This window comes from Pseudarthrobacter oxydans, assembly GCF_030812335.1.
GTDB lineage: Bacteria > Actinomycetota > Actinomycetes > Actinomycetales > Micrococcaceae > Arthrobacter > Arthrobacter oxydans_B.
In genome coordinates, this window is the sequence record NZ_JAUSSN010000010.1 from 162,295 (window position 1) to 185,684 (window position 23,390).

The 23,390-nt window shown below is 68.6% G+C and carries 23 protein-coding genes and 1 pseudogene; 7 read left to right on the forward strand and 17 right to left on the reverse strand.

The genetic code is table 11. The features are described from left to right. Nucleotides 1-40 precede the first annotated feature (40 nt). Nucleotides 41-1,237, reverse strand: a complete 1,197-nt coding sequence (locus J2W14_RS16940; RefSeq protein WP_307464657.1) for a DUF4872 domain-containing protein — start codon at nucleotides 1,235-1,237, stop codon at nucleotides 41-43. Nucleotides 1,238-1,511: 274 nt separating this feature from the next. Between J2W14_RS16940 and J2W14_RS16945 the strand changes: the two genes are divergently transcribed. After that, a complete protein-coding gene (locus J2W14_RS16945) occupies nucleotides 1,512-1,907 on the forward strand; it encodes a nuclear transport factor 2 family protein (RefSeq protein WP_307464659.1) in 396 nt (131 codons plus the stop codon). Nucleotides 1,908-1,976: 69 nt separating this feature from the next. Beyond that, a complete protein-coding gene (locus J2W14_RS16950; protein WP_307464699.1) occupies nucleotides 1,977-2,363 on the forward strand; it encodes a hypothetical protein in 387 nt (128 codons plus the stop codon). A gap of 12 nt (nucleotides 2,364-2,375) precedes the next feature. On the opposite strand, the gene J2W14_RS16955 is transcribed toward J2W14_RS16950, so the two are convergent. From J2W14_RS16955 to J2W14_RS16980, 6 genes are all read right to left on the reverse strand, one after another. After that, entirely contained in the window at nucleotides 2,376-3,407 is a 1,032-nt protein-coding gene (locus J2W14_RS16955; RefSeq protein ID WP_307464661.1) for a hypothetical protein, read from the reverse strand. An 88-nt stretch (nucleotides 3,408-3,495) separates the two neighbouring features. After that, nucleotides 3,496-4,653, reverse strand: coding sequence for a serine hydrolase domain-containing protein (locus J2W14_RS16960; protein WP_307464663.1), 1,158 nt, complete (start codon nucleotides 4,651-4,653; stop codon nucleotides 3,496-3,498). A gap of 125 nt (nucleotides 4,654-4,778) precedes the next feature. Beyond that, complete coding sequence (locus tag J2W14_RS16965) at nucleotides 4,779-6,212, reverse strand: ABC transporter ATP-binding protein (protein ID WP_307464701.1); 1,434 nt, start codon at nucleotides 6,210-6,212, stop codon at nucleotides 4,779-4,781. 2 nt (nucleotides 6,213-6,214) lie between these two features. Beyond that, nucleotides 6,215-6,997, reverse strand: coding sequence for an ABC transporter permease (locus J2W14_RS16970; protein ID WP_307464665.1), 783 nt, complete (start codon nucleotides 6,995-6,997; stop codon nucleotides 6,215-6,217). Continuing rightward, entirely contained in the window at nucleotides 6,994-7,974 is a 981-nt protein-coding gene (locus tag J2W14_RS16975) for an ABC transporter permease (protein WP_307464667.1), read from the reverse strand. Before J2W14_RS16975 ends, J2W14_RS16970 begins: the two co-directional genes overlap by 4 nt. A gap of 24 nt (nucleotides 7,975-7,998) precedes the next feature. Further along, entirely contained in the window at nucleotides 7,999-9,552 is a 1,554-nt protein-coding gene (locus J2W14_RS16980; RefSeq protein ID WP_307464668.1) for an ABC transporter substrate-binding protein, read from the reverse strand. Nucleotides 9,553-10,105: 553 nt separating this feature from the next. Here J2W14_RS16980 and J2W14_RS16985 point away from each other — a divergent pair. The 3 genes from J2W14_RS16985 to J2W14_RS16995 all read left to right on the forward strand — a co-directional run bounded on the left by J2W14_RS16985 (nucleotide 10,106) and on the right by J2W14_RS16995 (nucleotide 12,132). Further along, nucleotides 10,106-10,699 carry a DUF998 domain-containing protein gene (locus J2W14_RS16985; protein ID WP_307464703.1) on the forward strand — a complete coding sequence of 198 codons (594 nt, stop codon included), beginning with the start codon at nucleotides 10,106-10,108 and terminating at the stop codon, nucleotides 10,697-10,699. Nucleotides 10,700-10,835: 136 nt separating this feature from the next. Beyond that, on the forward strand, nucleotides 10,836-11,729 hold the full coding sequence (locus J2W14_RS16990; protein ID WP_307464671.1) for an SDR family NAD(P)-dependent oxidoreductase: 894 nt from the start codon (nucleotides 10,836-10,838) through the stop codon (nucleotides 11,727-11,729). A 58-nt stretch (nucleotides 11,730-11,787) separates the two neighbouring features. Beyond that, nucleotides 11,788-12,132, forward strand: a complete 345-nt coding sequence (locus J2W14_RS16995) for a hypothetical protein (RefSeq protein ID WP_370871335.1) — start codon at nucleotides 11,788-11,790, stop codon at nucleotides 12,130-12,132. Between the two features lie 41 nt (nucleotides 12,133-12,173). On the opposite strand, the gene J2W14_RS17000 is transcribed toward J2W14_RS16995, so the two are convergent. The 6 genes from J2W14_RS17000 to J2W14_RS17025 form a co-directional block, all read right to left on the reverse strand. After that, nucleotides 12,174-12,941, reverse strand: coding sequence for an SDR family NAD(P)-dependent oxidoreductase (locus J2W14_RS17000; RefSeq protein WP_307464672.1), 768 nt, complete (start codon nucleotides 12,939-12,941; stop codon nucleotides 12,174-12,176). A gap of 9 nt (nucleotides 12,942-12,950) precedes the next feature. Then, nucleotides 12,951-15,617, reverse strand: a complete 2,667-nt coding sequence (locus J2W14_RS17005; protein WP_307464673.1) for a PEP/pyruvate-binding domain-containing protein — start codon at nucleotides 15,615-15,617, stop codon at nucleotides 12,951-12,953. A 75-nt stretch (nucleotides 15,618-15,692) separates the two neighbouring features. After that, nucleotides 15,693-16,700, reverse strand: coding sequence for a class I SAM-dependent methyltransferase (locus tag J2W14_RS17010; RefSeq protein ID WP_307464675.1), 1,008 nt, complete (start codon nucleotides 16,698-16,700; stop codon nucleotides 15,693-15,695). A gap of 12 nt (nucleotides 16,701-16,712) precedes the next feature. Beyond that, on the reverse strand, nucleotides 16,713-17,543 hold the full coding sequence (locus tag J2W14_RS17015; RefSeq protein WP_307464676.1) for an oxidoreductase: 831 nt from the start codon (nucleotides 17,541-17,543) through the stop codon (nucleotides 16,713-16,715). 318 nt (nucleotides 17,544-17,861) lie between these two features. Next, nucleotides 17,862-18,308 (reverse strand): hypothetical protein, encoded by a 447-nt coding sequence (locus tag J2W14_RS17020; RefSeq protein WP_307464678.1) that lies wholly within the window; start codon nucleotides 18,306-18,308, stop codon nucleotides 17,862-17,864. Nucleotides 18,309-18,359: 51 nt separating this feature from the next. Next, on the reverse strand, nucleotides 18,360-19,163 hold the full coding sequence (locus J2W14_RS17025) for a DeoR/GlpR family DNA-binding transcription regulator (protein ID WP_307464680.1): 804 nt from the start codon (nucleotides 19,161-19,163) through the stop codon (nucleotides 18,360-18,362). Nucleotides 19,164-19,363: 200 nt separating this feature from the next. Here J2W14_RS17025 and J2W14_RS17030 point away from each other — a divergent pair. Beyond that, nucleotides 19,364-19,990 (forward strand): annotated as a pseudogene (locus J2W14_RS17030) (alpha-galactosidase); the annotation flags it as partial. A 147-nt stretch (nucleotides 19,991-20,137) separates the two neighbouring features. On the opposite strand, the gene J2W14_RS17035 reads toward J2W14_RS17030, so the two are convergent. From J2W14_RS17035 to J2W14_RS17050, 4 genes are all read right to left on the reverse strand, one after another. Further along, entirely contained in the window at nucleotides 20,138-20,485 is a 348-nt protein-coding gene (locus J2W14_RS17035; protein ID WP_307464682.1) for a DUF202 domain-containing protein, read from the reverse strand. A 2-nt stretch (nucleotides 20,486-20,487) separates the two neighbouring features. Beyond that, nucleotides 20,488-20,910, reverse strand: a complete 423-nt coding sequence (locus tag J2W14_RS17040) for a YidH family protein (RefSeq protein WP_307464683.1) — start codon at nucleotides 20,908-20,910, stop codon at nucleotides 20,488-20,490. A 62-nt stretch (nucleotides 20,911-20,972) separates the two neighbouring features. Further along, a complete protein-coding gene (locus tag J2W14_RS17045) occupies nucleotides 20,973-21,512 on the reverse strand; it encodes a TspO/MBR family protein (RefSeq protein WP_307464686.1) in 540 nt (179 codons plus the stop codon). Between the two features lie 81 nt (nucleotides 21,513-21,593). After that, complete coding sequence (locus J2W14_RS17050) at nucleotides 21,594-22,148, reverse strand: TetR/AcrR family transcriptional regulator (RefSeq protein WP_307464688.1); 555 nt, start codon at nucleotides 22,146-22,148, stop codon at nucleotides 21,594-21,596. Nucleotides 22,149-22,281: 133 nt separating this feature from the next. On the opposite strand from J2W14_RS17050, the gene J2W14_RS17055 reads away from it, so the two are divergent. Next, the gene (locus J2W14_RS17055) at nucleotides 22,282-23,061 is read left to right on the forward strand and encodes an SDR family NAD(P)-dependent oxidoreductase (protein ID WP_307464690.1); all 780 of its coding nucleotides are present in this window, start codon (nucleotides 22,282-22,284) and stop codon (nucleotides 23,059-23,061) included. Nucleotides 23,062-23,390 lie beyond the last annotated feature (329 nt).

The window sequence follows — 23,390 nt, forward strand, 5'->3', positions numbered from 1 at the left end:
GCTCTTCGCAGCGGCTCGGACCAGGACCGAACGGCGACCGTCAGGTGGCGGCCCGGAGGAGGGCGTTGGCCGCCGTTTCCTCATCCAGTGCCAGGGCCTCCAGAGTGGCGGCCAGATCAGCGAAATGCGCCGCGCGGTCCCCGGCAGGGCAGCCCGGATCGATCATGTCCGCCAGCCCGTCCCATCGAGTTCCCAGCGCCTCATACAAAGGGGCCACATCCCGAAGGGCAGCGAGGCCATCAATTCCCGCGGCCTCCTCCAGGAATCGGGCGTACAGCGGCCGGAGCGCACCGGGTCCCGACCATTCATCGCCGGCCAGGAACCCCTGGATCTGGGTGAGCGCCTGGGACCGCCGCTCGTCGTCGGCGAACATGGCCGGCCACCCTTTCCTTGTGCGGATGTCGCGCAAGCGGTCCGCCCAGGTCCGGATTCCGTTGATGCCGAAGTTCCTGCTGAAACGCTCGGGAATCCCGGCCTGGCCGTGGGTGCTGAGCAGCGCTTCTGCCGTGTCCCGGATCGCGGACCGGACATGTGCTTCGTGAACGTCAGGATTCTTCGTTCCGGTCCCGGTCACGTGGGCCTGCCAGTGCTTGTCGGTCTTCCGGCCTGCCCTGGCGGCGGCCAGTTCCGCCGGGCCGCAGGCCTCCACCCCGCCACCGCCGTCGTCGATGAGATACCTGCCCTCGCTGCGTCCGGCCACCACAACATCCGCCGATTCTTCATATTCGGATACGGTCCCCGTCAGCCTGCTCGGAGTCAGCCGAACCACGACGGCGGCCCCGGTGTCGAGAGCGGACTCGAGCCGGGTCCTGGCCACCGCGGGACTACCGGTGGTTTGCTGCTCGATGGCGGCCCCCGACCGGGCGATCAGATTTCCCACATAGGGGCCAGGGTGGAACCGCGTGACCACCGTCGCCGTCGTCACCTCCTGGTACTCGAAAGTGAAGATCATAAAGCCGATACCGCCGGCCAGCCCGGCCAGCATCGCCTCGCTTAACGGCTCCCCGGTCAGCGGATCGGCGACTCCGGCGTGGGCCAGGACCCGTGACCACAACCCGGCGTCACGCTGGGTGGCAATGGCCTGGGGCCGGTATCCGGGTAGCAGCCCGGCAGCCGGCGCCGGCGCCGGGGCCGGCGTCGGTGCGGCGAGCAGCTGGCGGCGGGCAGCCGTGTAGCTTTCGCCGGTCTTGGCCATGCGTCCCCGGATCCGGGCTTTGAAGTGTTTGTTCTGGACCATGTCGCTCGCTTTCGATCACAGCCAATGCAGGGAGTCCCACGCACTTCCGCACCGGCTGGCACCGTCGAAAGGAACCGATCATCCTACCCGGAGGCCTGACCTCCTTTGCCTTCTGTGAGCCGGCAGCGTGGGTTCCGGAACGAAGGTTAGGCGCTGGGTCCGCCTGTTGCCCAACAATATGGCCGATACAGCCCGCCCGCAACACCATGGGCAACGCGAGGCGGCCAGGCGACGGCTGTGGCGGAAACCACCCTGCGGGAGCACAATGCATGGCATGGAGCCAACGACTGCGGATCAATCCAAGGCAAACGAGAATGTGGTCAACCGACTGATCGCCTGCATTAACGACCGTCGGGTTGAAATCATGGATGAGCTGTTTCATGACGACGCGGTCATGCACTGGCCGCAGTCCGGGGAACTCGTGCGCGGCGCCGAGAACCGGAGGGGAATCTACAGCGCCTTCCCGCAGCTGCCGACCATCACGCTCCGCAGACTGGTCAGCGGCGGGAACGTGGTGGTCGCCGAGGCGTCCCTGGACTATGGCGGGCCGAAGTATGAAACGGTCTTCATCTTTGAATTCCGGGACGGCAGAATTGCCAGGGAAACGGCGTACTGGAGTGAGGCCTTCGAAGCGCCGGCCTGGCGCGCCCAGTGGGTGGAGAAAACCTAGCGGGACATCCACGGCGTAGCCTGTTCCCAGCCAAGGGAGATTCTTGCGGAGACGAAAGATGGGATCGTGATGACGCCGGACCAGTTTGCCGCGTTGGCCGCTTGCATGGTGCTGGCCTGCCTGGCCGTCTTTCAGGGGGCTCTGATCGGCGGAGCGCCGTGGGGGCGGCTGGCGTGGGGCGGACAACACGAGGTCCTGCCGACCGGGCTGAGGATCGGCAGTGCATTGTCAATAGTTCTCTACGCCGTGTTCGGCTACGCGGCGGCGGCCAAAGCCGGCCTGGTGCTGCCCCTGGTCAATGAGAGTGTGACTGCCATCTCGATCTGGGTGCTGACGGCGTACTTCGCGCTCGGTGTGATCATGAACGGGATCTCCCGGAGCAAACCGGAACGCCTTGTGATGACGCCCACCGCACTCGTCCTCGCCGCCCTCTATTTGATCGTGGCGACAGGATGATCCCGGCCCGTGTCAGGCAGCCTGCTTGGCAAGGTGGCTCACGAGACCGGCCACGTTGACCTTGTAGGGGTGGACGTCGCGACGCTCCATGTACGCCAGGATCGCCGCAGACTTTCCCCGGTGGCCCAGGACGACAGCTGCCAGCGGTCCTGTCATGCTCATGGAAGCGGCCTGGGAGTAAACGACCCGGGTGGCGACGGCCCGACGCTGGGCATTGGACATCATGCCCCAGAGCGTCCGGGCCAGACGCAGGTAGGACCCGTAGGCCACCTTGAGCAGCTCGGTGATTCCCTCCTCCGAGTAGTTCCTCACCCCCTCGACGGCGAGGCTCGACCCGGGCCAGACACGGAGAGCGGCGTGGACACTGCGCAGCACGGCTGCGGCCGCCCCGGCCGTGGTTCCGCTCGTCGCGTCCAGCCGTTCGGCGTCGAAGACGTTCCTGAAGGTCAGGAAATCGAGCTTGATGCTGCTGGGGACGGCGGCCCACGTGTGGAGGAAGAACGCCAAGTCATCATCGGGCCGCAGATTCGCCGTCAACGCCTCGAGTACTGCGAGAGGCTCCTGCTCAAGAAGTCCCTCAAGCTCCCCGGTCTTGGGTCCCGGTTCCCCCGGGGCCGACGGTGCTGAGCGTCGGAGCCGCGCCTGCAAGGTGACGAGCAGCGGCCGACGGCGTTCCTCGTCTCCGCGCGGGAGCGTGGGCCCCGAACCGGGCGCCGGTCTGTGGCCGTCCGGGGAGCTTCCGCCGGGCCCGGGAAGCCCGGCCGCGGGAACGCTGCCCTGGCCAAGGAGCTGGGCGACGGGCAGCGGCGTCAGCCGTCTCCGAAGGGCAGGCAGCGCCAGGAACTGCGCGCAGACAATCAGGGCGGTCATGACGGCCGCAACCAGCAGGCTGGGGAGGATTGCTCCCAGGCCCCAGTACCGCCAGAGGATCCGCACAATCACGTAGACGTTCACCGCAAAGATCGCGGCTGCGAAAACCTTCTGCCAGGTGGTCAGCGCGAGGCGCCTCCTGAAGCGCGGCGCATCTGCAGTCGGCCAGTTCACTCTGTCCCCCCAAGACCCGAACAATAATTGAAGGACACCCTACGCTACGTGACAGGCAGTGGAACGCAAGGGCTCCGCACTGGCGCCGTCAGCAGGCGGCATTCAACGCCTCCACCACGGTCTCGGACATCTCGCCCACGATTCCGTTGTCCCTGACGCCGAAGGGCCCGGGTGGATGCGTCAATGACATGGAGACCTGTCGCGAACCGTCAGCGCTGGAGACTGAGAAGGTTCCGTACCCCGGCAGATCCCCTCCGTGGCCGTAGTAGAAATTGTTGGTGCACGTGTCGTTCCAGCGGCCAATGCCCAGGCCGAACCGCGCATAGGGCGGGCTTTGCATTTCGGCCACCAGGGCCAATGGCAGCAGCTGTCCCCGCAGCAGCGCCGAATAAAACGTGTTCATATCGCCCACGGTGGAGATCAGCCCGCCGTCGGGCGACCCGACGAGCATCTCGATACTGCTGACGTCCCGGCGCTCGCCGAAGACTGTGATGTAGCCGTGGACCATGTCGCCCGGGGCTGGACCGGGCTGGGTCATGGCAGTTCCCTTCAGATTCAGCGGCTCTACGATGTCGGTCCGCAGGACATCGCCGATGGGCCGGGCGCGAAGCCGTTCCACGATCAGTCCCAGGGCGACGTAGTTTGAATTTGAGTACTCAATGCCCTGGGCAAGTTTCCGTTCCCACTTCTGGGTTCCCGCCAGGGCGAGCCGCTCCGTGTGGCTCAGCGGGGTATCAAACACCTCGCGCAGGCTGCCTTGCTGCAGCATCGGGATCACATAGTCCGGCATGCCCGACCGGTGCTGCAGCAACTGCCTCACGGTGACCTGCTCGGGTGGGCGCAACAGGCTCTCGACCTCGGGAAGGATCTGGCTAACGTGGTCCTCAAGCCCGAGCCGTCCCTCCGCAACCAGCTTGAGGACCGAGACGGCCACGAAGCTCTTGGTCACGCTGCCCACCCATACCCGGTCGCCAATCCGGGCAGGCTCCTCACTTTCCAAACTCCGCACACCGTAGGCCCGCGACCATTCTTCGCCGCGCATCTTTGCCTGGACCAGAACCGCGGGCGCTCCGGCGTCGAGCATCTTGTTGGCAAACTCATCAAGAGAGGTCGTGACGTTGAGGGTCGTCGGGGATGGCGGTCCGGTGGGCTGGGGCACCGGAGTGCAACCCGTCGACACTGCCAGGACCGCCGCAGTAACGGCGGCCCAGATGGACCAGGACGCGCGCACCCATCCACAGGACATGGCACCAGATCCTTAGCTTGTCCTTGGGTCCGGCCAACCATCGAAGCGGGATCGGCTGGCCGGTCCGATGCCACAAATACTCCTCAGGCCGGCTCCAACCGTCAATGGCTGGTGACACAGACCTTTCACGAAGAGGTTGTCACCCCCGCGGCCGCACCCTGTTCCAGCCCGAGCGGTATCCGGCGGTGTGTGACGGCGTCGGCCAGGGCCACGTCGTGGGTGACCAGCAGCAGTGCGGCGCCGTTGCGGTCCACCTGGTCCATGAGGCAGCTGATGGTTTCCTCCTGGGTGATGAGGTCGAGGCGTGAGGTCGGCTCGTCGGCGAAGACCAGGGCAGGGTCCAGCAGCATGGACCGGATGATCGCCAGGCGCTGCAGCTCCCCTCCGGAAACCTGCCCGGGCCTGCGGTGCAGAAGTGCCGGGGCGAGGCGGAGCGAGGCCATGAGCTCGTCAAGGCGGCCCGTTGTCACCCCGTGGCGGCGGAGGACGTCGCCGAAGGAATCCCGGAGCGGGACCCGCGACGCGAAAGCCGCGGCAGGGTCCTGGTATAGCTTCTGCAGCCGGCCCCCGCGAAGCGCGGGGACGTGGTCCACGTGGCCGGTGTCCGGCGGCAGCAGGCGGAGCAAGACATTGCCCAGGGTGGTCTTACCGCTCCCGCTGGCACCGCTGAGCGAGACCCGTTCGCCGGCGCCGATCGCGACGGACAGGTCCGCGAAGAGCTGCTGTCCGGCGAAGGCCTTGCCCAGCCCTTTCCCCGCAATGAGCGGCCCGCCAGGTGCCTCTGCGGGCGGCTCGGCACGTGTCCACGAGTGCCTCCAGCGGGCAGGTTCGGCCGCCAGGAGCCGGCGGGTGTAGGGGTGCGCGGGCTCCGCCAGCACGCGCCCGGCCGGGCCGTGTTCCAGGATGTGGGCGTCCTTCATCACCAGCACGTTGCCGCCGAGTTCGCGGGCCAGATCCAGATCATGGGTGATGGTGAGCAGGATGCCACCCCCGCCAAGGTGCCGTTTCAGGAGTTCCGCCAGTTCGGTGCGGGACTGCCGGTCCAGGCCCTTGGAGGGTTCGTCCGCGATCAGAACGGGGGCGCCGCCGATCGTGGCGGCGGCGAACGCGACCCGTTGGGCCATGCCGCCGGAGAGGGTGTGCGGAAACGCCGCGGCGGCGTGTCCTAGTCCGAGGGAGGCGAGCAGGGTTCCGGCCGCACGCCTCGCGCTGCGCTTGTCCGTGGCGAAGGTGGCCGCACCTTCGGCGACCTGCTCCCGGGTGCGCATGGTGGGGTCGAGGGCCAGGCCGGGTTCCTGGGGCAGCAGGGCCATCACCGGTCCCCAGAGGTGGCGCCGGTTTCCCCGGTCGGCCAGGTCGTAGCTGCGGCCGTCGACGGACAGGCCGCCCCGCGCCAGGAGGTTGGCGGGGAGGGTTCCCATGATCGCGTGGGCCAGCAGCGACTTCCCGGAGCCGCTTTCGCCGACGATCGTCACCGGCACGCCTGGTTCGAAGTCCAGTCCTGCGACGTCGACCAGGACCGTGCCGGCATGGGTGACTGTCAGATCGTTCAGGCGCATGCTCACAGGCGGGCCTCCTTGTTTCGCAGGCTCAGCAGCCCGATCAGGATGGTGGTGAGAACCAGGACCGGGGCCAGCGACATCCAGGGGGCCTCGTGGTAGTAGGGGAACGCCTCGGTGACCATCAGCCCCAGTTCCGGAGTGGGCGGCCGGATCCCGATGCCGACGAAGCCGAGGGTGGACAACGCCAGGACGGAGGATCCGACGCCGAACGTTGCCATGGTCGTCAGCAGCGGCCGCAGCTCGGGCCAGAGGTGGCGGCGGACGAGGTGGGTGGGTCCCAGCTGGAGCATCCCGGCGGCCTCGACGGCCGGGCCGGCGAGGACGAGCCCGCTGCGGGAACGGACCATGCGGAAATACTCCACCCATTGCGCCAGGGCGAGCCCGACGTAGAGCGTCCACAGGTCACCGTTCGCGACGGCCGAGAAGATCAAGACCACCAGGAGGGCCGGAAGCGCAATGAAGGCCTCGGACAGGCCGTGCAGGACGGTGTCGATCCAGCCGCCGCGCCAGGCCGCGATGATGCCGGCGAGGGATCCGACCAGGAGGGCGGTGGCGACGCACAGAACGGCCATCAGCAGGGACAGCCGCGTGGCGTGGGCCAGCCGGGCGACGACGCTCCGGCCCAGATGGTCGCGGCCGAGCGGTTCCGCCAGGCTGGGCGGTTCCAGGAAGCGCGACAGGTCCTGCGCGGCGTGGTCCGGCCAGGCCAGCGGGCCAACGGCTGCGAAAAGCACCAGCAGGACCAGCAGGGCAGCGGCTGCGCGCTGGACCGGCGTGATCACAGGACCAGCTCCCTGCGGCGGGGACGGGGGTCCAGGGCGAGCGTGCCCAGATCCACGACGGTGTTCAGGGCGACCACGAGGAGGGCCAGGGCCAGGGCTGTCGCCTGGATCATGGGCAGGTCCCGCCAGAAGATCGCGTGCACGAGGGCGTGGCCCAGTCCGGGCCAGGCGAAGAGGCTTTCGACGACGACGACGCCCTCGATGAGGACCAGCAGCTGCACCCCGACGTAGGGCAGCAGGGTCACCCCGGTGTTCCGGAGCACGTGGCGCAGGAACACCAGCCCGCCGCCCAATCCCTTGGTCGCGGCGAACCGGACGTAGTCCGATTGCCGGATCTGGGCGACGGTGTCGCGCGTCACGCGGGCAAACAGCCCGGAGAGTCCGACGGCGAGTGTCACCGCCGGGAGCACGATGTTCCCGGCGGTGCCGTGGCCGGCGGCGGGAAGCACCCCGAGGTGGACCGAGAACACCAGGATCAGGACCAGCCCGAGCAGAAAGGGCGGCAGCGACCGTGCGCCGGAGACCCACAGGGTCGTGAGCCGGTCCAGGACCCCGCCGGGCCGGGACGCAGCCAGAACGCCAGCTGTGGCGCCGGCAACCAGCGCCATGGCCAGCGCGGCGGCGGCGAGCTGGAGGCTGCTGGAGAGATACAGGCCGAGTTCGCCGGCGACGCTGGCGCCGGTGACCAGCGAGGTGCCCAGATCCAGGGTGAGCAGGTCACCAAGCCAGGCGAGGAGCTGCTGCCAGGCCGGGCGGTCCAGCCCCAGCTCCGCGCGGACCGTGTCCGCCGAGGCGGCGGTCACCTGGTCGTAGCCGTAGCGCCCGGCGGCGATGCGGAAGGCGATGTCGCCGGGGAGGCTTTGGATGATGGCGAAGCAGGCCGTGGAGACGAGCAGGACCACCGTCGCCGCCTGGATGGCGCGCTGCCGCATCACGCGCAGGGCGGGGCCCGCGGGGGCCCGTGGTGTGGGTGGCAAGAAGTTCATACTGTTCGTCTCCGCTTACTTTGCCCAGGTCAGCTCGGTGAGCCGCCAGGACCGCTCGAACGGGTCCAGGGACAGGCCCTCCACGCGGTGGCTCACCACCGCGCTCTGCCGGTACCAGGCCACCGGAATGACGGGCAGTTCGCTCTGCAGGATGTCCGTCGCCTGCCGCCGCCCGTCCTCCAGTCCCTCGGGGTCGGTGCCGCGGGCCATGGCGTTTAGCGTCGACGTCAGGGTGGCGTTGTTCCAGCCCATGGCGCCGTATTCGGCACCTGTGGGCCCGAAATCGTCGGCCAGCGTCACCAGGGCGTCGGGGACGAGGGCGTAGTTGCGGGCATACAGTCCCAGTTCGAGGGAGCCGTCCTGGTGCCCGGCCGGGATCTCGCTGGAGTTGCCGACCTTCACGTCGAGGGCAATTCCCAGGTTTTTCAGCTTCGCCTGGATGGCGGTGGCAATAACCGGCAGTTCCGGCCGGTCCGGGAAGGTGCGCAGCGTGACAGCGAACTTATCGCCGTTCCGCTCCAGGATGCCGTCGCCGCCGGGTCGCCAGCCGGCCTCGGCCAGCAGCTCCCGCGCTCCGGACGGGTCGTGGGCGAGGGGTGTGATGGAGTCCCGGTGCCATTCCGGGAGGGAGGGCGGGAAGAGCTGGGTGGCGGCCATCTCCGGGTCCCGGAGCAGCGCCGTCGCCATCGACTCCCGGTCCAGCGCCATGCTCAGGGCGCGCCGGACACGTACATCACCGAGGATCGTGTGGCCTGCGTTGACCTTGAGCAGGATCGTACGGGGCAGGGTGACATCGGCGATGGTCAGCTTGCCGGCCTGTTTAAGGCGTTGCAGGCTGGTCGGGTCCATGCCGAAGGTAACATCGGCCTGGCCGCTCTCGGCCATCAGCGCCCGGCTTTCCGATCGTCCCGCGGCCTGGTAATCCACCTGGGTGATGGCCGGCTTCTTGCCCTGCCATTGCTCGAAGGCCGTCAATTCAATGGTCGCCGGCTGCTCCAGCCGCTCGACCCGGTAGGGGCCGGAGCCGACGATCTTGGTCACGGCCCGATCCCGGCCGTAGGAGCTCGGGGCGAGAATCTGCGTGCTGGTGTGTGCCAGAACGGCCGCCAGCGGGGCGAACGGCTGCGAAAGCGTCACCCGCACCTCCCCGCCGTCGGCGGTAATTGCCGCGACGGGAACCGTAGCCAGCGGCGTTCCGGCCTTTGTCCGGGCGGTCTCCAGCGCGGCGGCCACGGAACCGGCGGTCACCGGCGTTCCGTCATGGAACTTGGCTTCCGGGCGCAGGGAGAAACGCCAGGAGAGTCCGTCGGGGGAGGCCTCCCAGCCGGTGGCCAGTCCCGGCTGCAGGGCGCCGCGGAGGTCGGCGTCGACCAGGGTTTCGGCGACCTGCAGGCGGGTGAAAAACCCGCCGCTGGTGGAGGGGTCCAGGCTGTGCAGCTCGAACTGTCCCACGACCTTCAGCGGCCGCTGTGCGGCCTGGCCGCGTGGGGCGCCTTCCCCGGCGCATGCAGCCATCACCGCGACGGCGGCTGCCGCCGCGCTCAACATTCTTACCCTGCGCCAAACCATCTGCCGTTCCTCTTCCATCGCCAACTGACTGTCGTCCGCCGGTCAGCCTAGATGCAAATGATTATCAATAGCAATCATGTCGAAAAGGTCCGCAGCGCCTTGCTAATAAGAATTGTTCTCATGTAGAGTCGCGGCCGGAACGTAACGGGGGCGGCTAGCCTGTGGAGGAGCCCGGCGCGGCGAAGCCAGGATTCGAGGTCCGGTCCGGCATCGCGGACTTCCTCGCCCCGCACGGCCAGTCTTCGCCGATGGTCGCCCCCGGGTAGGACCTGGCGTAGTCCCGTCGTGGAATGGGCCACCATTGCAGATGACCTCGCCGCCGTGCTCCGCACCGAACCGGGGAGGGTCTGACCCTCCACGGCAACGACCATGCGGGTCGAGGGCGACTCGCGGGACTGAATGCGGGACTGAACATGGGCGCGAGCCCGCGCGTATCGAGGATGTGCGTGCAGCATCCCCGGCCGTACTAGGCTCACACTTTGTGAGCACAAGTCCTGTCCCTGCCCCAGCAGCGGGCGCACGACGGCGCGTCGAGCTGGCGGCCGTGGCAGGCATGGCAGGAGCCGTTCTCTTCGTATCCGTTTTCACCATCTACGGATGGCTGAACCCCAACTACTCCTGGACACGGATGTTCGTCAGCGAGCTGTCTCTTGGCCCCTATGGCTGGGTCCAGGTCCTGAACTTTGTACTGACAGGGGCCTTGATCCTGATGTTCGGGCGCGGCCTGGCCGCTCATTTCCGCGCCGGAGCGGCTTCCCGAGCCGGGCCGGTTCTGGTGCAATGCATCGGAGTCAGCCTGATTGCATCCGGACCGTTCGTCACCGACCCGTCGGCGATGTTCGGCCAATCCAGTACGCATGGCATCGTGCACGGTATCTTCGGCGCGGTCGTCTTCACGTTCGCGCCGCTAAGTTGCTTCGTCTTCTACCGGCGCTTCCGCAGCGACCCGCGCTGGCGACCCCTGTCGGTGTGGACGCTTATCAGCGGTGTTGTCCTGGCTCTCGGGATCGGCCTGCTAAGGATTAGCCAGCAGCCCGGGAGCGACCTGCTCGAATGGAAAGGTCTCGTGCAACGGGCCATTTTGGTCACGTTCATGGCCTGGATCTTCGCTGTGGCATTCCGCCTGCGCCACCTCTGCCGCGTCTGATCGGCGTTCCCGCAGGCTGGTCAATCCGGTCATCGTGTGCTGTGATGTTGCCGAGTCGGGGGTGGAGCACTGGAAGCGTCCGACAGCTGCGCGGCAAGCTGTGTGGCGGGACCTAAGGCCTCGGGAGGCGAAGGCGATGGCTTCCATGGATGGAACCGTGGTGATGGTTACGGGCGCGGCCAGCGGCCTGGGACAGGCAGTGGCAACCGGCCTGGCGCGCGAAGGCGCGTTGGTCGTGGTGGTCGGGCGCACTACAGCCCGGGCGGACGAGGCGATGAAGGACATCCGCCGGCTCGTCCCGGCCGCCCTGCTTGAGCCACTGGCCTGTGACCTCTCGGTCCAGTCCTCGGTCCGGACGGCGGCGGCTGAGTTCCTGTCCCGCCACGACAGGCTCGACGTCCTCGTCAACGCAGCGGGAGTGTTTCGCAAGGAGCGCCAAGTGACCCCCGACGGGCTCGAACTGACCTTCGCCACCAACGTGATGGCCTACTTCCTGCTGACCAGTCTCTTGCTGGGCGCGCTCCAAAAAGCCGCCGTGACGGGACCAGAGAGCCGAACCGCGGACCGGTCGGCCGCGGCGCAGCGCACATCCCGCATCGTGAATATCGCGTCCAAGTACGGCAACACCAGACTCAACTTCGACGACCTCCAGACTGCGAAGGGCAGGTACAGCTACCTTCGTTCGACGCCGCCCACAATGCTTGCCCGAGTTCTCCTCACCCAGGAGTTCGCTGAGCGCCTTCAGGGCACTGGAGTGGTGGCGAATGCCGTCCACCCGGGGCTGGTCAAGAACACGTCGCTGCTGCAAGACGTGGGAGGTCCTTTCCGCTGGGTCACGAACGCGTTCGGTGCACCGGCGGAAAAGGCGGCGGACACGGCGCTCTGGCTCGCCACGTCAACGGAAGCCGCGGCGGTCTCCGGAAAGCTCTGGGCAAAGCGCACGGAGCTGCCGACTCCGGGTATGGGATCGGACGCCGAAGCCCGCAAGCGCCTGTGGGACGCATGCTCGCGCCTGGCCGGGCAGCCGTGAAATTGTGCCTGCTAAATCTCAACGCACAGTCACCGGTGTTCCGTGGCAGACTTCGGCCATGGAGCCCATGGATTGTCTGGTCATCTACGTTCCCACCGCAGCTGCGCACGCCGTGCGGCAGGCCATTGGCGACGCCGGGGCGGGCAGGCTGGGCAACTACTCGCACTGCTCGTTCAGCGCCGAAGGCACCGGGCGCTTCACCCCGTTGGAGGGTGCGAACCCGACCATCGGCGCGGTCAGTTCCCCCGCGGAGGTGCCGGAAACCCGGATTGAGGCAATGTACCCGCGCTCCCGCCGCGACGCCGTCGTCGGCGCCGCACTGTCCGCGCATCCGTACGAGACGCCGGCATTCATGACCTTCCCCGTCGACGGCAGTCTGCCGGACGGAACAGGCCCGCTGTAGCCGGAGGCCTCCCGCCGGTGGCCCCGGGAGGCCGTGCGCCCTCAGAACAGCGTGACGCCGGTGAGTCCGGCAAGGATGTCGGTGAGCCTGTCCTGGAACGCGGTGTCGGTGACCGCCGGGGCCGGCTTCTGCGGCCGGCGGTGGTGCCAGTACCTGCCGGAGACCAGGGCGGCGGGGTCGTTGCTGACGGCGAGCCAGGTCTGAGTGTCCCCGCCCAGGGCGAGGTCGTCAGGGGCGGCGGCGCCGCCCATCCTGGTGGGCACCCAGCCGGGGTCAACGGAGTTGCTGAGCACGCCGGGCCAATGGCGGGCGACCGAGGCGGAGAGCGCCGAGACGTGGAGTTTGCTCTCGGAGTAGGCCGCGCCGGCATTCCAGCGCCGTGCGGTCCAGTCGATGTCGTCCAGGCTGCCGCCGGCGCCGCGGTGCATGCCGCTGCTGAGGTAGATCAGCCGGCCGGGCCGCTCGATCAGGGCAGTGAGGATGTACGGGGCGAGCACGTTGACGGCCAGGGTGCGGGAATGTCCCTCCGGGGTCGCGACGCGGCCCGGCGAGAGGTAGACGCCGGCGTTATGGATGACGGCGTCCACCCGCCCGTGCGCGTTGACCTGCCCGGCGAGGTCCCGGGTTTCGGCGGCGCTGCTGAGGTCACCAATCACGATGCCGGCCGCCTGCGGGGCGACTTCATCGAGTGAGGCCGCGCGTTCCCTGGTGCGGGCATGCAGCAGGACCTCGTGGCCCTCCTCCAGCAGCGTCCGGGCGTTGGCGCGGCCGAGCCCGTCCGTCGAACCGGTGATAAAAACGCGAGCCATGCCCCGATCCTAACCGGATCCATCCGTGACCGGACCGGGCCCCCGCTCGATCGTGACCGTGCCGGCGTCGCCGTCGACGCGGATCCGCTGGCCGCTGGTGAGCCGCTGGGTGGCCACCCCGGTGCCCAGCACCGCCGGGATCCCGTACTCCCTGGCCACGATGGAGCTGTGGCTCAGCGGGCCGCCGACGTCGGTGACCACGGCGGAGGCCATCGCGAACAGCGAGGTCCAGGCCGGCGTGGTGATGCGGGCGACCAGGACGTCTCCGGGCACCATCTGGGCGAAATCCTGGGGGCCGCTCAGGACGCGGGCGGGGGCACTGACCCGGCCTGAACTGGCGGCGGCGCCCTTGATGATGTCGCTGGGCTGGTCCTGCGGGCCCGCCGGCATCATGGCACCGAAGGCTCGCTCCATCCACCGGCTCTCCGGGAGAAGCTGCGGGGCGGCAGCCCGGGCCTGGCCCCGCCACAGCATCCTGCGCTCCTCGACGGCGCCGGCGCGGACGGGACGCTCTGCTCCGGTAATGGCCACCGCGCCCGGCCCGGCGAGACCGAACTCGACGGCGCTGCGAAGCTCCCGGTGGCGCAGCCAGAACACGTCGGCGGGATCGGCGATGACACCGGAGCCGACGAGACGCCGGCCGAGCTCGAACAGCATCCGCCGCAGCAGCGGCCAGGCCAGGCCGACGTCGGCCAGCGCGTCCTCGCGGATCGGGTTGGCGTCTTGTGCCCACCGCAGCAGCCGGAGGAACAGGGCCCGGCGGCGGGGCCCGAGCCGTTCGACTGCCCGGCTGGTCAGATCTTCCCGGCGGGCGGCCGACAGCCGCTGCCGCTCATGCGGGTCGCTGCCCTGTCCCCGGAGGTAGAACTTCACCGTTTCCAGCAGCGGGGCGGGATCGTCGGCCGGCACCGGGGTGACGAAGTCCAGGTTGTAGACCGCATGGCCGAACCGGCCGAGGTGGTCCTGTAAGCGGGGATGCCACTGCTGCCAGAGTGCCGGGTCGACGCCGGCGGGCGCGTTCCCGGTGCGCTGCGCCTCGGCCAGTGCCGCCGTCGGCGCATTAAGGATTGCCGCGGCCAGCCCCGGAATGCCCCGGGCCCAGGCTGCCAGGTCGTACAGCGACTTTTCCGCCCGGATGGGTTCGCTGTCGTAGCCGAGCAGGAATGTCTGGGCGGGGGGATCCCCGTCGCGCCGCACGAACTTGTCGTAATACGCCCGGAAGGACATTTCGCTGGTGGCGGCGACCGGAATGATGGACTGCACGGCCGTGTAGTAGACGGCGCCGGCGTCCAGCAACGCCTGCACACCCGCCAGCAGTTCCTCGCCGGAGAGCTCCCCGACGGGTGTCGCCGACCAGTCCTGGATCACCCGCTCGTAGCGGGGATGCGAGAATTCCCGCCACCCGGCCACTCCCATGTGCGCCTTGCCGCGGATCAGGGCCCGTGCCGCGGTCACCGTTCTGGCCGTCACCCGCCACATCGCCGAGGTGCGGTAGTAGTAATAGGCGTAGCCGTTGATCGTGGGCAGCCCCACGTCGTCCGCGCCGAGGATGTTCTTGCCGACCGCCCCCGCCAGCAGCGCCCGCAGGGACCGTGACACCGAGCCGTCGATCAGGTCGGCGAACAGCGGCGAGAGCGGATCGGGCAGCTGTTCCACGATGCTCGCCCGGAAGTAGAGCCCCTTCGGGTAGGGCACCGGCCAGGTATCCGGGGTGTCGGCCGCCGGTTCCGGCAGGGCGGTGATGGGCCGGGACTGCAGGATGAAAAACTCCCCGCCGGCCCGGGCCCACTCGATGTCCTGCGGCACCCCGAAATGCTCCATGATCCGGGTTCCGTAGCCGGCCAGTTCCGCGGCCGCACCGTCGTCCAATACGGGCTGATGGCGGCGCTCCGCCGGCACCGGATCCTCCCGTGTGCCGTGCTCCGCGCGGACCGTCATGACCTGCTTGTCCGCTGTCCGGCGGGAGATCACCCGCCCCGTCCCGGCTTCGACGACGACGTCATCCGTGCTGACCGTTCCGCTGACCACGGACTCGCCTAGGCCCCACGCGGCACTGATCACGAGCTGGTCGCGGCGCCCGTTGGCCGGGTTGGCGGTGAACATCACCCCGGCCGCCTCGGCCCCGACCATCCGCTGGACCACAACGGCGAGGCGGACCGTGCCGGGCCCGATGCCTTCACGGGCCCGGTAGGCCATGGCCCGCGCCGTCCACAGCGAGGCCCAGCACTCTGTCACGGCCACGGTCAGGGCCTCCATCCCGGCGACGTTGAGGTAGGTTTCCTGTTGCCCGGCGAAGCTGGCCGAGGGGAGGTCCTCGGCCGTGGCGGAGGAACGGACCGCCACCGCTGTCTCCCCGTTGCCGAGCAGCCCGTAGGCGGTGCCGAGTTCCGCCAGGATGGCGGCCGGCATGGCTCCGCCAGCGAACAGGGCTCGGATCCGCGTCGCGGCCTCCTCGTAGTCCTGCGGCGCAGCCTCCGGGGACAGCGCGGCCAGCTCCTGGATGCCGGCCCCGAGGTGATTGGCTTCCACAAAGTCCGCGTAGGCTGTGGTGTTCAGCACAAACCCGGGCGGGACCGGCAGCCCGGCCTGGATGAGCCCGCCCAGTCCGATCCCTTTGCCGCCGGCCAGGGCGACGTCGCCTGGTCCCACATCGCCGAGGTTGTTGACGTAGGTCATGACAGTGCCTCCTTCGGCCCGGAGCCGGGGCGCCTCCCTTGAGCCTGATTCCCCACATACTGGCACTGCCGCAGGTCAGAGGCCAGAGCTGCGCGGGCGGCCGACGATTGCCGTCACGAATCCGGCCGGGGAAGGCCGCCGCCGGGTTTCTGCTCCGAAGTTGTGGTGCTCCTCAAGCCTCAGGCCGAAGGACGCCACGAATTCCGCGGAGCGCTCACTGGCGGGTGGCGTGTTGTCGATCCCGAACGTGAGCGGCTCTCCCGCGAACGCCGCCGCAGCGCGGGCGTAGCGCAGGAAAGGCGACCGGGAGGTGATTGCTTCTGCGGAGAAGTAGTCAAAAGCGACGACACTGCCGGGGGCCGTGGCGGCGATCCGGCGAAGCGTCGCCTCCACGGATGCGCGGTCCAGATACATTGTTACCGCTTCCCAGAGGAAGAACGCCGGCCTGGCCGGGTCGAAGCCCGCCCCGACGAGTTTCTCGAACCAGTCCTCTGCCTGCAAATCGGCGGGCACATAGCTTGCCAGGTGGGTTGCGAGGCCCGCTTTCTTCAACATCCTGAGCTTGAAGGCCTGCGTTGGGGGCAGATCGATCTCGAAGCACCGCACGCGGCCTGTCGGGGGCAGGCGGTAGACCCGGGTGTCGAAGCCGGCGCCGAGGATGACGAGCTGGTCGATGACGGGAAGATGCCGGCCAAGCGCCGCGTCGTAGAAGCTGGTCCGCGCGGTCTGCTGGTGGCGCGCCGGGGGCTCGCCCTCATACGGATAGCGGTAAATGCGCGGAACGTAGCCGGTCAGGCGATGGCCCGCGGTGGTGGGGACGGTTTCCAGGCGGAAGGCCGTCGTCGAAACATTGGGCATGACCATCAGGAGCCGGGCGGCCGGCTCGTCCGGCCTCGTCCCCAGCCGGTGCTGCATGTACCGGGTGTAAAGCGAAGCGAGCAGGGTCGCCGATACCGCTGTCCGCCGGCTGTAGAGCAGCAGCTTCGGAACGCCCCACAGGTACGCCGCAATCCCCACCGGCAGGAGTGCAACTTGGATCACGCGAAACGAGGCGGCCGCCCCCAATCCGGGCGTTCCACGCATTTCCCTGGCTCCTCAGCCCTCGAAGCCCGTGCTGAGGCTGAGGCCCCGCCACTGATCCAGGTCCGTGCGTTCCGCCCGGGCTACGGCGGCAAACGCGTCGAAGGCGTCCTGGCCCAGCACCAGCAGCGACGGCGGGTTCGGACTTTCGGCAATCTTGAGGATGGCTGCTGCGGCCTTGGCCGGATCGCCTTGCTGGGTGCCGTGGACCGTGTCGTGCTCCTTGCGCCGCTTCCCGGCCGTCTCCGCGTAGTCCTGGATCGCCGTCGCGGACTGGGTCAGTGAGCGGCCCGCGAAGTCCGTGCGGAACCCGCCGGGCTCGATGACGGTGACGTTGATGCCCAGCGGCTGCAGCTCCTTGCGGAGCGAACCGGACAGGCCTTCCAGAGCCGCCTTGGTGGCCGAGTAGTACCCGGATCCGGCCGGTGAGATCCGCGCTCCGATGGAGGAGATGTTCAGGATGGACCCTGCCCTGTTCGCGCGCATGTCCGGGAGGACCGCCTTGATCATGTCGACGGCGCCGAAAACGTTCGTGTCGAACAAGCGCCGGATGTCGGCGTCGTCCGCTTCCTCCACCGCGGCGCGGTAGCCGTAGCCGGCATTGTTGACCAGCACGTCGACGCCTCCGAAACGGCTCCGGGCCTGCTGCACCACCGAGTTGATCTGCGCCCGGTCGGTGACGTCGAGGGGGAGCGCGAGTGCCGTGTCGGGGTAAGCGGCCGCAATGTCCTGGAGCGTCGTGACGTTCCGTGCGGTGACGACGGCGTTGTGGCCGTGCGCGAGCACGGCCTGGGCGAGCGCCCGGCCGAGTCCGGTCGAACATCCTGTGATGAGCCAGGTAGCCATGGGTGGTCCTTTCGTAAGGCGTGCAACGGGGTGTCGGCGTCATGTCCATACAACACGAGACGATCCTCCAGCGGGAGGAACTGGTGATACAGGTACTCCCAGTGCCTCCCGCCCGCGGCTGCTGGCGGACCTGGACCAGGGCAACGCCGACGCCGCGGCCGAGGTGCTGGGCAACGCGGGCTTCGAGGTCAGCACCCTGACCGTCGACGTGTCCTCGCGCCATGCCGTTCAGGCCCTGGCCGGGAAGGCCGCGGCACTGGGTGATGTCACGGCGGCGTCACGGCATCCTACTTCTTCGGCGAACTCGCCCCGCAGTGATCAGCGGGCAGGCGCCGGGCCCTTGGCGCCGTCGGGAAAAGCGGCTGCAACAGCGCCCGCCAAGGCCGTGGTGAAGTCGGCTGCGAGCCGGGGGAGTGCGCCGGCACGGGGAATCCGGTGTCCGCGGAGTTCCACTTCGAGACCTTCGCAATAGAGGGTCATCTGCTCCGCTCCGAGCATGGCCGAGCTTGCCTTGAGGATAAGAACGGCGTCCAGGGCGGACACCGGGTCTGCCAGTCCCAGCGCTGCGTCCACCTGGGTGAGGCGGCGCTCGAGCAGGTTGAGGAAATCATGCGCGAACCTGGCGGCGGCGGTACTCCCGACGTGTTCGATCAGGGTGTGCAGCACCATCGGGTTCAAGACCGCTGCTGCTGTGCGGCCGGCACCGGAGGGCGGCTTCGTTGCCTGGTGATCGGGCTTAGGTGCCTCGGGCAGCGGTTTATTCATAGCGTCCCCCAACGTCATGCTGCCCAGCCTAGCCTGTGGCGCGGGTCAGCCCTAACGGTCCGGCTGCGGGGACGTGTCCACGGCCCCGCCGCCCGCCAGCCGCAGCCTGCCCACGCGCTCACCCAGGATCCGCCGGGCCTCGCCGGGCAGGCCCTCGTCGCTGATGAGCTCGTCCGCCTCGTCAAGTCCGGCGATGGTGCTGATGCCGAAGGTGCCCCACTTTGTGTGGTCGGCCAGCACCACCACCCGGCGGGCGGCGGCCACGAAGGCCCGGTCCGTCTCGGCCTCCAGCACGTTGGGCGTGGTGAACCCCGCGTCGGCATCGACGCCGTGGACCCCCAGGAACAGCACGTCCAGGTGCAGCTGTTTCAGGGCCGAGGTGGCCAGCGGACCCACCAGGGCGTCCGAGGGCGTGCGCTCGCCGCCGGTCAGGATCACGGTGGACGGGGACGAGCTCTGGTGGAAGACGTCGGCGACGCGCACCGAGTTGGTCACCACGGTGATCCGGGGCCCGGCGGACAGCAGCTGCGCCAGCGCCCAGGTGGTGGTGCCCGCGCTGAGTCCCACCGCCATGCCCTCGCGCACCTGGGCGGCGGCCTCGTGGGCGATCGCCATCTTCTCGTCCTGCAGCTGGGTCACCTTCAGCTCAAAGCCGGGCTCGTGGGTGCTCACGCCGCCGGGGAGCTTGGCCCCGCCGTGGATCTTCTCCACTGCGCCGGCCGCATCCAGCGCCTCGATGTCCCGCCGGACGGTCATGAGCGACACGCCCAGCATCTGTGCGAGGTCGGCGACGCGGACAATCCGCTCGCGCTGGACCTCCGCGATGATGGCGGAGTGGCGGGCTGCGGCTAGCATTCTGCATCCTTCGGGGTGTGCCGGCAGGGAAAGCGGGGGAGCGGAAGGCGGCCGGCTGCGCGGCTTCCTCCTCCACATCCTAACTTCCACGCACGACAAAAGCACACACTTTCTGCTTCATTTTGTTCTCTATTGTTTGAAAATGTTTTATTGTGTACAACTGGAACCATGACGCGAACCACGATGACCCGACTGGGCCAGACGACGCCCTGGAACGTCAGACCATCCAGCGCTGGACCGGTCTGGTGGTCCCGCCGGAACTTGTGGGCGGCCACGTCGGGCCCACCACTTCGCACACCACGGCCCGCACGCACGACCTCTCCTTCCGCGCTCTCACCGCCCTGTTCGGGCACTTCGGGATGGAATGGGACGTGCGGCAGGTCCAGGGTGCCGAGCGCGAGGAGCTCAAGCGCTTCATCGGCCTCTACAAGGAGCACCGGGACCTGATCCACTCCGGCCGGATGGTCCGCGCGGACCTGGCCGACGAGTCCCTGATGCTGCACGGTGTGGTGGCCGCGGCTGGCGGGCCCGCAGTGGCTGGCTCCACGGCGGCCCTGTTCACCCTGGTCAGCACCCGGACCTCACCCGCGGAGCAGTCCGGCCGGATCGGCATTCCCGGCCTGGACGCCGACGTCGACTACCGGGTGGAAGCGGTCTTCCCCGCCCCGGGCGACGCCGACTACGCCCGCACCTTCACCCAGGTCCAGCCCCCGGCCTGGCTGCCATCAGGGGCCACGGCCAGCGGCCGGTTCCTGGCGGAGGTGGGCCTGGCCATGCCAGCCCTCAACCCGGAGCACGCCCTGCTGCTGAAGGTAACCACCGCCTGACCGCCTGACCCCGTTCCCACCCATCCCACCCATCGATTGCTCCGCAACGGCCCTTTTGAGCCCTCAAAACGGCAGTTGTGGAGCAGTCGATGCAGGGTGGGACGCCAAAAAGGTGAGTTCGCGGGGCCGCGGGGGAGCTGCAGTGCCCTACCGCTGCAGCGGCAGGAACAGCACCGTGTAGATGCCCAGTCCGGCCAGCACCACGACACTGCCGGCGATGGCCGCCGTCGCACGGACGTTCGCGGTCATGGCCGCGCCGCCGATGCCGCTGGCCGCGCGGTGGTAGCGGCGCCGCTGCGTGAGGGCGATGCCGAGGGCGACCAAAAGTGAAGCCGCCACCAGGGTGCCGGCAAACCAGCCGTAGTGGGGTACCCAGCGCAGGAAGATGCAGGCCGCCGAGATCAGCGTCAGGGAGGTCCGGCGCCAGGCGAGGTCCGTGCGCTCCGGCTGAAGCCCCGGGTCATCGTGCACCGCCACGGCCCTGGTTCGTGCCACGGCTAGGCTGGCCGACCGATCACAAAAACGATCAGCACGGCCGCAACGATGGCGCCGCCGGCCGCCAGGATCGGCGCGATCAGGGGCACCGGAAGGGGCGCCTGGTGCCTCATGGCCCGTTCCACATTGAGCCAGCGGAAGAACGAGCCGCCGGCGGTCACCAGACCCAGCAGGAGCAGGAGCACGGCCACGGTCTTGCGGATTTCGGGGGCGAAGAGCTCCGAGGTGAAGGCCTCGACGGCGATGCCGCCGGCCACCATCGCCAGGGAGGTGCGGATCCAGGCCAGGAACGTGCGCTCGTTGGCCAGCGTGAACCGGGCATCCGGTTCGGTCCCGCCGCCCAGCGCCCAGGCCGAAAGCCCGCGGCGGTCGGGCGCCTCGCCGCCGGCGTGGGAGGAATCGTGTGTCTCTTCGTGTCCGGTCATGATGCTCTCAGGATGCCACCCCACGGCACAATTCCCCACTCGCTGCCGCCGCCCGGCACCTGTCAGTTGTTCATGGCGGCGTACAGGTTCAGGCTCGCCGAGAACACGAGCCACGAAACGTAGGGCAGCATCAGCAATCCGGCAGTCCTGCTGATGGGCCCGAAGAACAGCACGGTCAGCGTCGCCACCACGGCGTGGGTACCAATAAGGACCAGGGCCAGCCACAGGGCGGCGGTCCCCATCGTGGGGTACAGGCCGAAGAACATCAGCGGCCACGCCAGGTTCAGCAGCAGGAGAGCGCCGTACACCGTGAACGGAGCCCTGCGCGGGAGGCGCCTCTGCCGCCATACCAGCCACGCGGCGACGGCCAGGGCGGCGTAGAGCACGAACCATACGGAGCCGAAGATCCAGCCCGGCGGTGTCCATGGCGCCTTGTCGGCCAAGGCGTACCAGGCGGCGTTCAGCCGGATCGGCAAAGAGCCCAGCAGCGACACGATCCAGGACGCCGCGAGAAAGCCGGTCAGGGCCGCGGCCTGGCGCAGCCAGGAGCGACCGGCCGTCAGCGCGGGGCGCGGCAGACTTCGTTCAGCGTTGGCAGGCACTGACTCACTGTGGACAACCGGGGACGCGTACGTCAAACCGAGGCGGCAGTGAAGTCGGAAAGAGGCGGTTTGCGGAGCAGCTCAGGCCCCCGGCACCCGCAGCACCTCGACGGCTGCCAGCAGATACGGCACCGGATCCGGGTCCGTGCCGGCAGCCCACCGCATCCACGCTTCAAAGGTCGCAGCCAGATAGGCCGCACTCAGGTAGCCGGCCGTTTCCTCGGGAACGCCCAGGCCAATCAGGTGCCGCCGGGCACGCTCGCGCTGGGGCGCCAGGGACTCGTAGCTCCGGCTGGCGAGCTCGGGATGCTCGGCGATCAGCCGCAGCCGTCCCCGCGACACCGAAAGATCGGGAATGACCGCCACTCCGGCGACGGCGGCGGCGCGCAGCCCCGCCAGGAGGTCCCCGCTGTCTTCCCGAGCGTCGCGGGCCACTTCGAGGGCCAGCCCCGAAGCCGCAATCACCGGTTCCATGCCGCCCCAGATGAGGTCGGCCTTGCTGGAGAAATACCGGTACAGGCTCTTGCGCCCGATGCCGGCCCCGCGGGCGATGTCCTCCATCGAGGTCCGTTCGTACCCATGCTCGGCAAAGAGCCGCAGCGCGAGGCTGGCGATGGCGTCCGGATCGATGGTCACGGGACGCCCGGCGGAGCGTATGCCGGAGGGTCTGGGATCTTGCAGGGGCATCCCACCAGTATTCACCCTTCATAATGACACAGGGTGTCATAAGGTGGAAGGCGTCAGCACTGGAAACGTTCGGAAGGGCATCATGGGCAACGAAGCTTCATGGCAGGAATCCATCACGGCGGGCCGCTTCGCCGGCAAAACCGTCATCGTCACGGGTGCCGGTTCGGGCATCGGCCTGGCCACGGCCCTGCGCGTTGCCAAGGAAGGCGGCCGGGTCATCGCCGCCGACATCAGCCCCGAGCGGCTGGACGCCCTGGTTGCCGGGAACAGCGCCCTGGACGTGGTCCCTGTGGCCGGTGACATCTCCGACGAAGACACGATAGCCGCCGTCGTCGCCGCCGCGGGCGGCAGGGTCGATGCGCTCGCGAACGTCGCCGGCATCATGGACCACTTCGCCCCGATCCACGAGGTCGACGACGCCACCTGGGACAGGGTGTTCAGGATCAACGTCACCGCCCTGATGCGCCTGACCCGGGCCGTGGTGCCGCTGATGCTCGAGGCGGGTTCCGGCTCCGTGGTCAACGTCGCCTCGGAGGCCGGTCTCCGCGGTTCCGCCGCCGGCGCCGCGTACACCGCGTCCAAGCACGCCGTCGTCGGCCTGACCAAGAACTCCTCGGTGATGTACGGGCCCCGGGGCCTGCGCTTCAACGCCGTGGCCCCCGGCGCCACCATCACCAATATCGAGGCCACGTGGGGTTCCCAGCTCGCCGCCGAGCGCCTCGGCCCGCTCATGGGGGCGAACATTCCGGCCCCGGCCACCGCGGCCCAGTTGGCGGCCTCGATCACGTTCCTTCTCAGCGACGACGGCACCAACGTCAACGGCGCCATCCTGGCCTCAGACGGCGGGTGGTCCGCGGTCTGAGTGTTGCCCGGCTGGGCGGCAGCGCAGTGCTCGAAGTTCCCGAGTAGGCCGCCCCGACGACCCAAGTAGAGGCGCGGACGTAGCGCAGGCGCCGGAACAAAGAACCAAGTATTAGCCACTCGTGACAGAACTTTTTGTGAACTTTAAGCTCTAGGCAACGCCACCATCCAGTGGTAGCTGGGGGGCATGGGGGTTGTGCACAATCTTCGGCGGATTTCTATGAATTAGTCTTCTGGGTTCTCATTCGCTGATGGTTATGCCGCCGGCGCCGGAAATGTCGTGAAGTGGTGAGGCTTTTGTCCATTCCAAATTTAGTCCCTAATTCGCCG

What these genes read in the sequence shown, in the direction of transcription:
- J2W14_RS16940 (WP_307464657.1), bottom strand. Translation starts at nt 1,237, where the DNA reads ATGGTCCAGAACAAACACTTCAAAGCCCGGATCCGGGGACGCATGGCC.
- J2W14_RS16945 (WP_307464659.1), top strand. Translation starts at nt 1,512, where the DNA reads ATGGAGCCAACGACTGCGGATCAATCCAAGGCAAACGAGAATGTGGTC.
- J2W14_RS16950 (WP_307464699.1), top strand. Translation starts at nt 1,977, where the DNA reads ATGACGCCGGACCAGTTTGCCGCGTTGGCCGCTTGCATGGTGCTGGCC.
- J2W14_RS16960 (WP_307464663.1), bottom strand. Translation starts at nt 4,653, where the DNA reads ATGTCCTGTGGATGGGTGCGCGCGTCCTGGTCCATCTGGGCCGCCGTT.
- J2W14_RS16965 (WP_307464701.1), bottom strand. Translation starts at nt 6,212, where the DNA reads ATGCGCCTGAACGATCTGACAGTCACCCATGCCGGCACGGTCCTGGTC.
- J2W14_RS16980 (WP_307464668.1), bottom strand. Translation starts at nt 9,552, where the DNA reads ATGGTTTGGCGCAGGGTAAGAATGTTGAGCGCGGCGGCAGCCGCCGTC.
- J2W14_RS16985 (WP_307464703.1), top strand. Translation starts at nt 10,106, where the DNA reads ATGGCAGGAGCCGTTCTCTTCGTATCCGTTTTCACCATCTACGGATGG.
- J2W14_RS16990 (WP_307464671.1), top strand. Translation starts at nt 10,836, where the DNA reads ATGGCTTCCATGGATGGAACCGTGGTGATGGTTACGGGCGCGGCCAGC.
- J2W14_RS16995 (WP_370871335.1), top strand. Translation starts at nt 11,788, where the DNA reads ATGGAGCCCATGGATTGTCTGGTCATCTACGTTCCCACCGCAGCTGCG.
- J2W14_RS17000 (WP_307464672.1), bottom strand. Translation starts at nt 12,941, where the DNA reads ATGGCTCGCGTTTTTATCACCGGTTCGACGGACGGGCTCGGCCGCGCC.
- J2W14_RS17005 (WP_307464673.1), bottom strand. Translation starts at nt 15,617, where the DNA reads ATGACCTACGTCAACAACCTCGGCGATGTGGGACCAGGCGACGTCGCC.
- J2W14_RS17010 (WP_307464675.1), bottom strand. Translation starts at nt 16,700, where the DNA reads ATGCGTGGAACGCCCGGATTGGGGGCGGCCGCCTCGTTTCGCGTGATC.
- J2W14_RS17015 (WP_307464676.1), bottom strand. Translation starts at nt 17,543, where the DNA reads ATGGCTACCTGGCTCATCACAGGATGTTCGACCGGACTCGGCCGGGCG.
- J2W14_RS17020 (WP_307464678.1), bottom strand. Translation starts at nt 18,308, where the DNA reads ATGAATAAACCGCTGCCCGAGGCACCTAAGCCCGATCACCAGGCAACG.
- J2W14_RS17025 (WP_307464680.1), bottom strand. Translation starts at nt 19,163, where the DNA reads ATGCTAGCCGCAGCCCGCCACTCCGCCATCATCGCGGAGGTCCAGCGC.
- J2W14_RS17040 (WP_307464683.1), bottom strand. Translation starts at nt 20,910, where the DNA reads ATGACCGGACACGAAGAGACACACGATTCCTCCCACGCCGGCGGCGAG.
- J2W14_RS17055 (WP_307464690.1), top strand. Translation starts at nt 22,282, where the DNA reads ATGGGCAACGAAGCTTCATGGCAGGAATCCATCACGGCGGGCCGCTTC.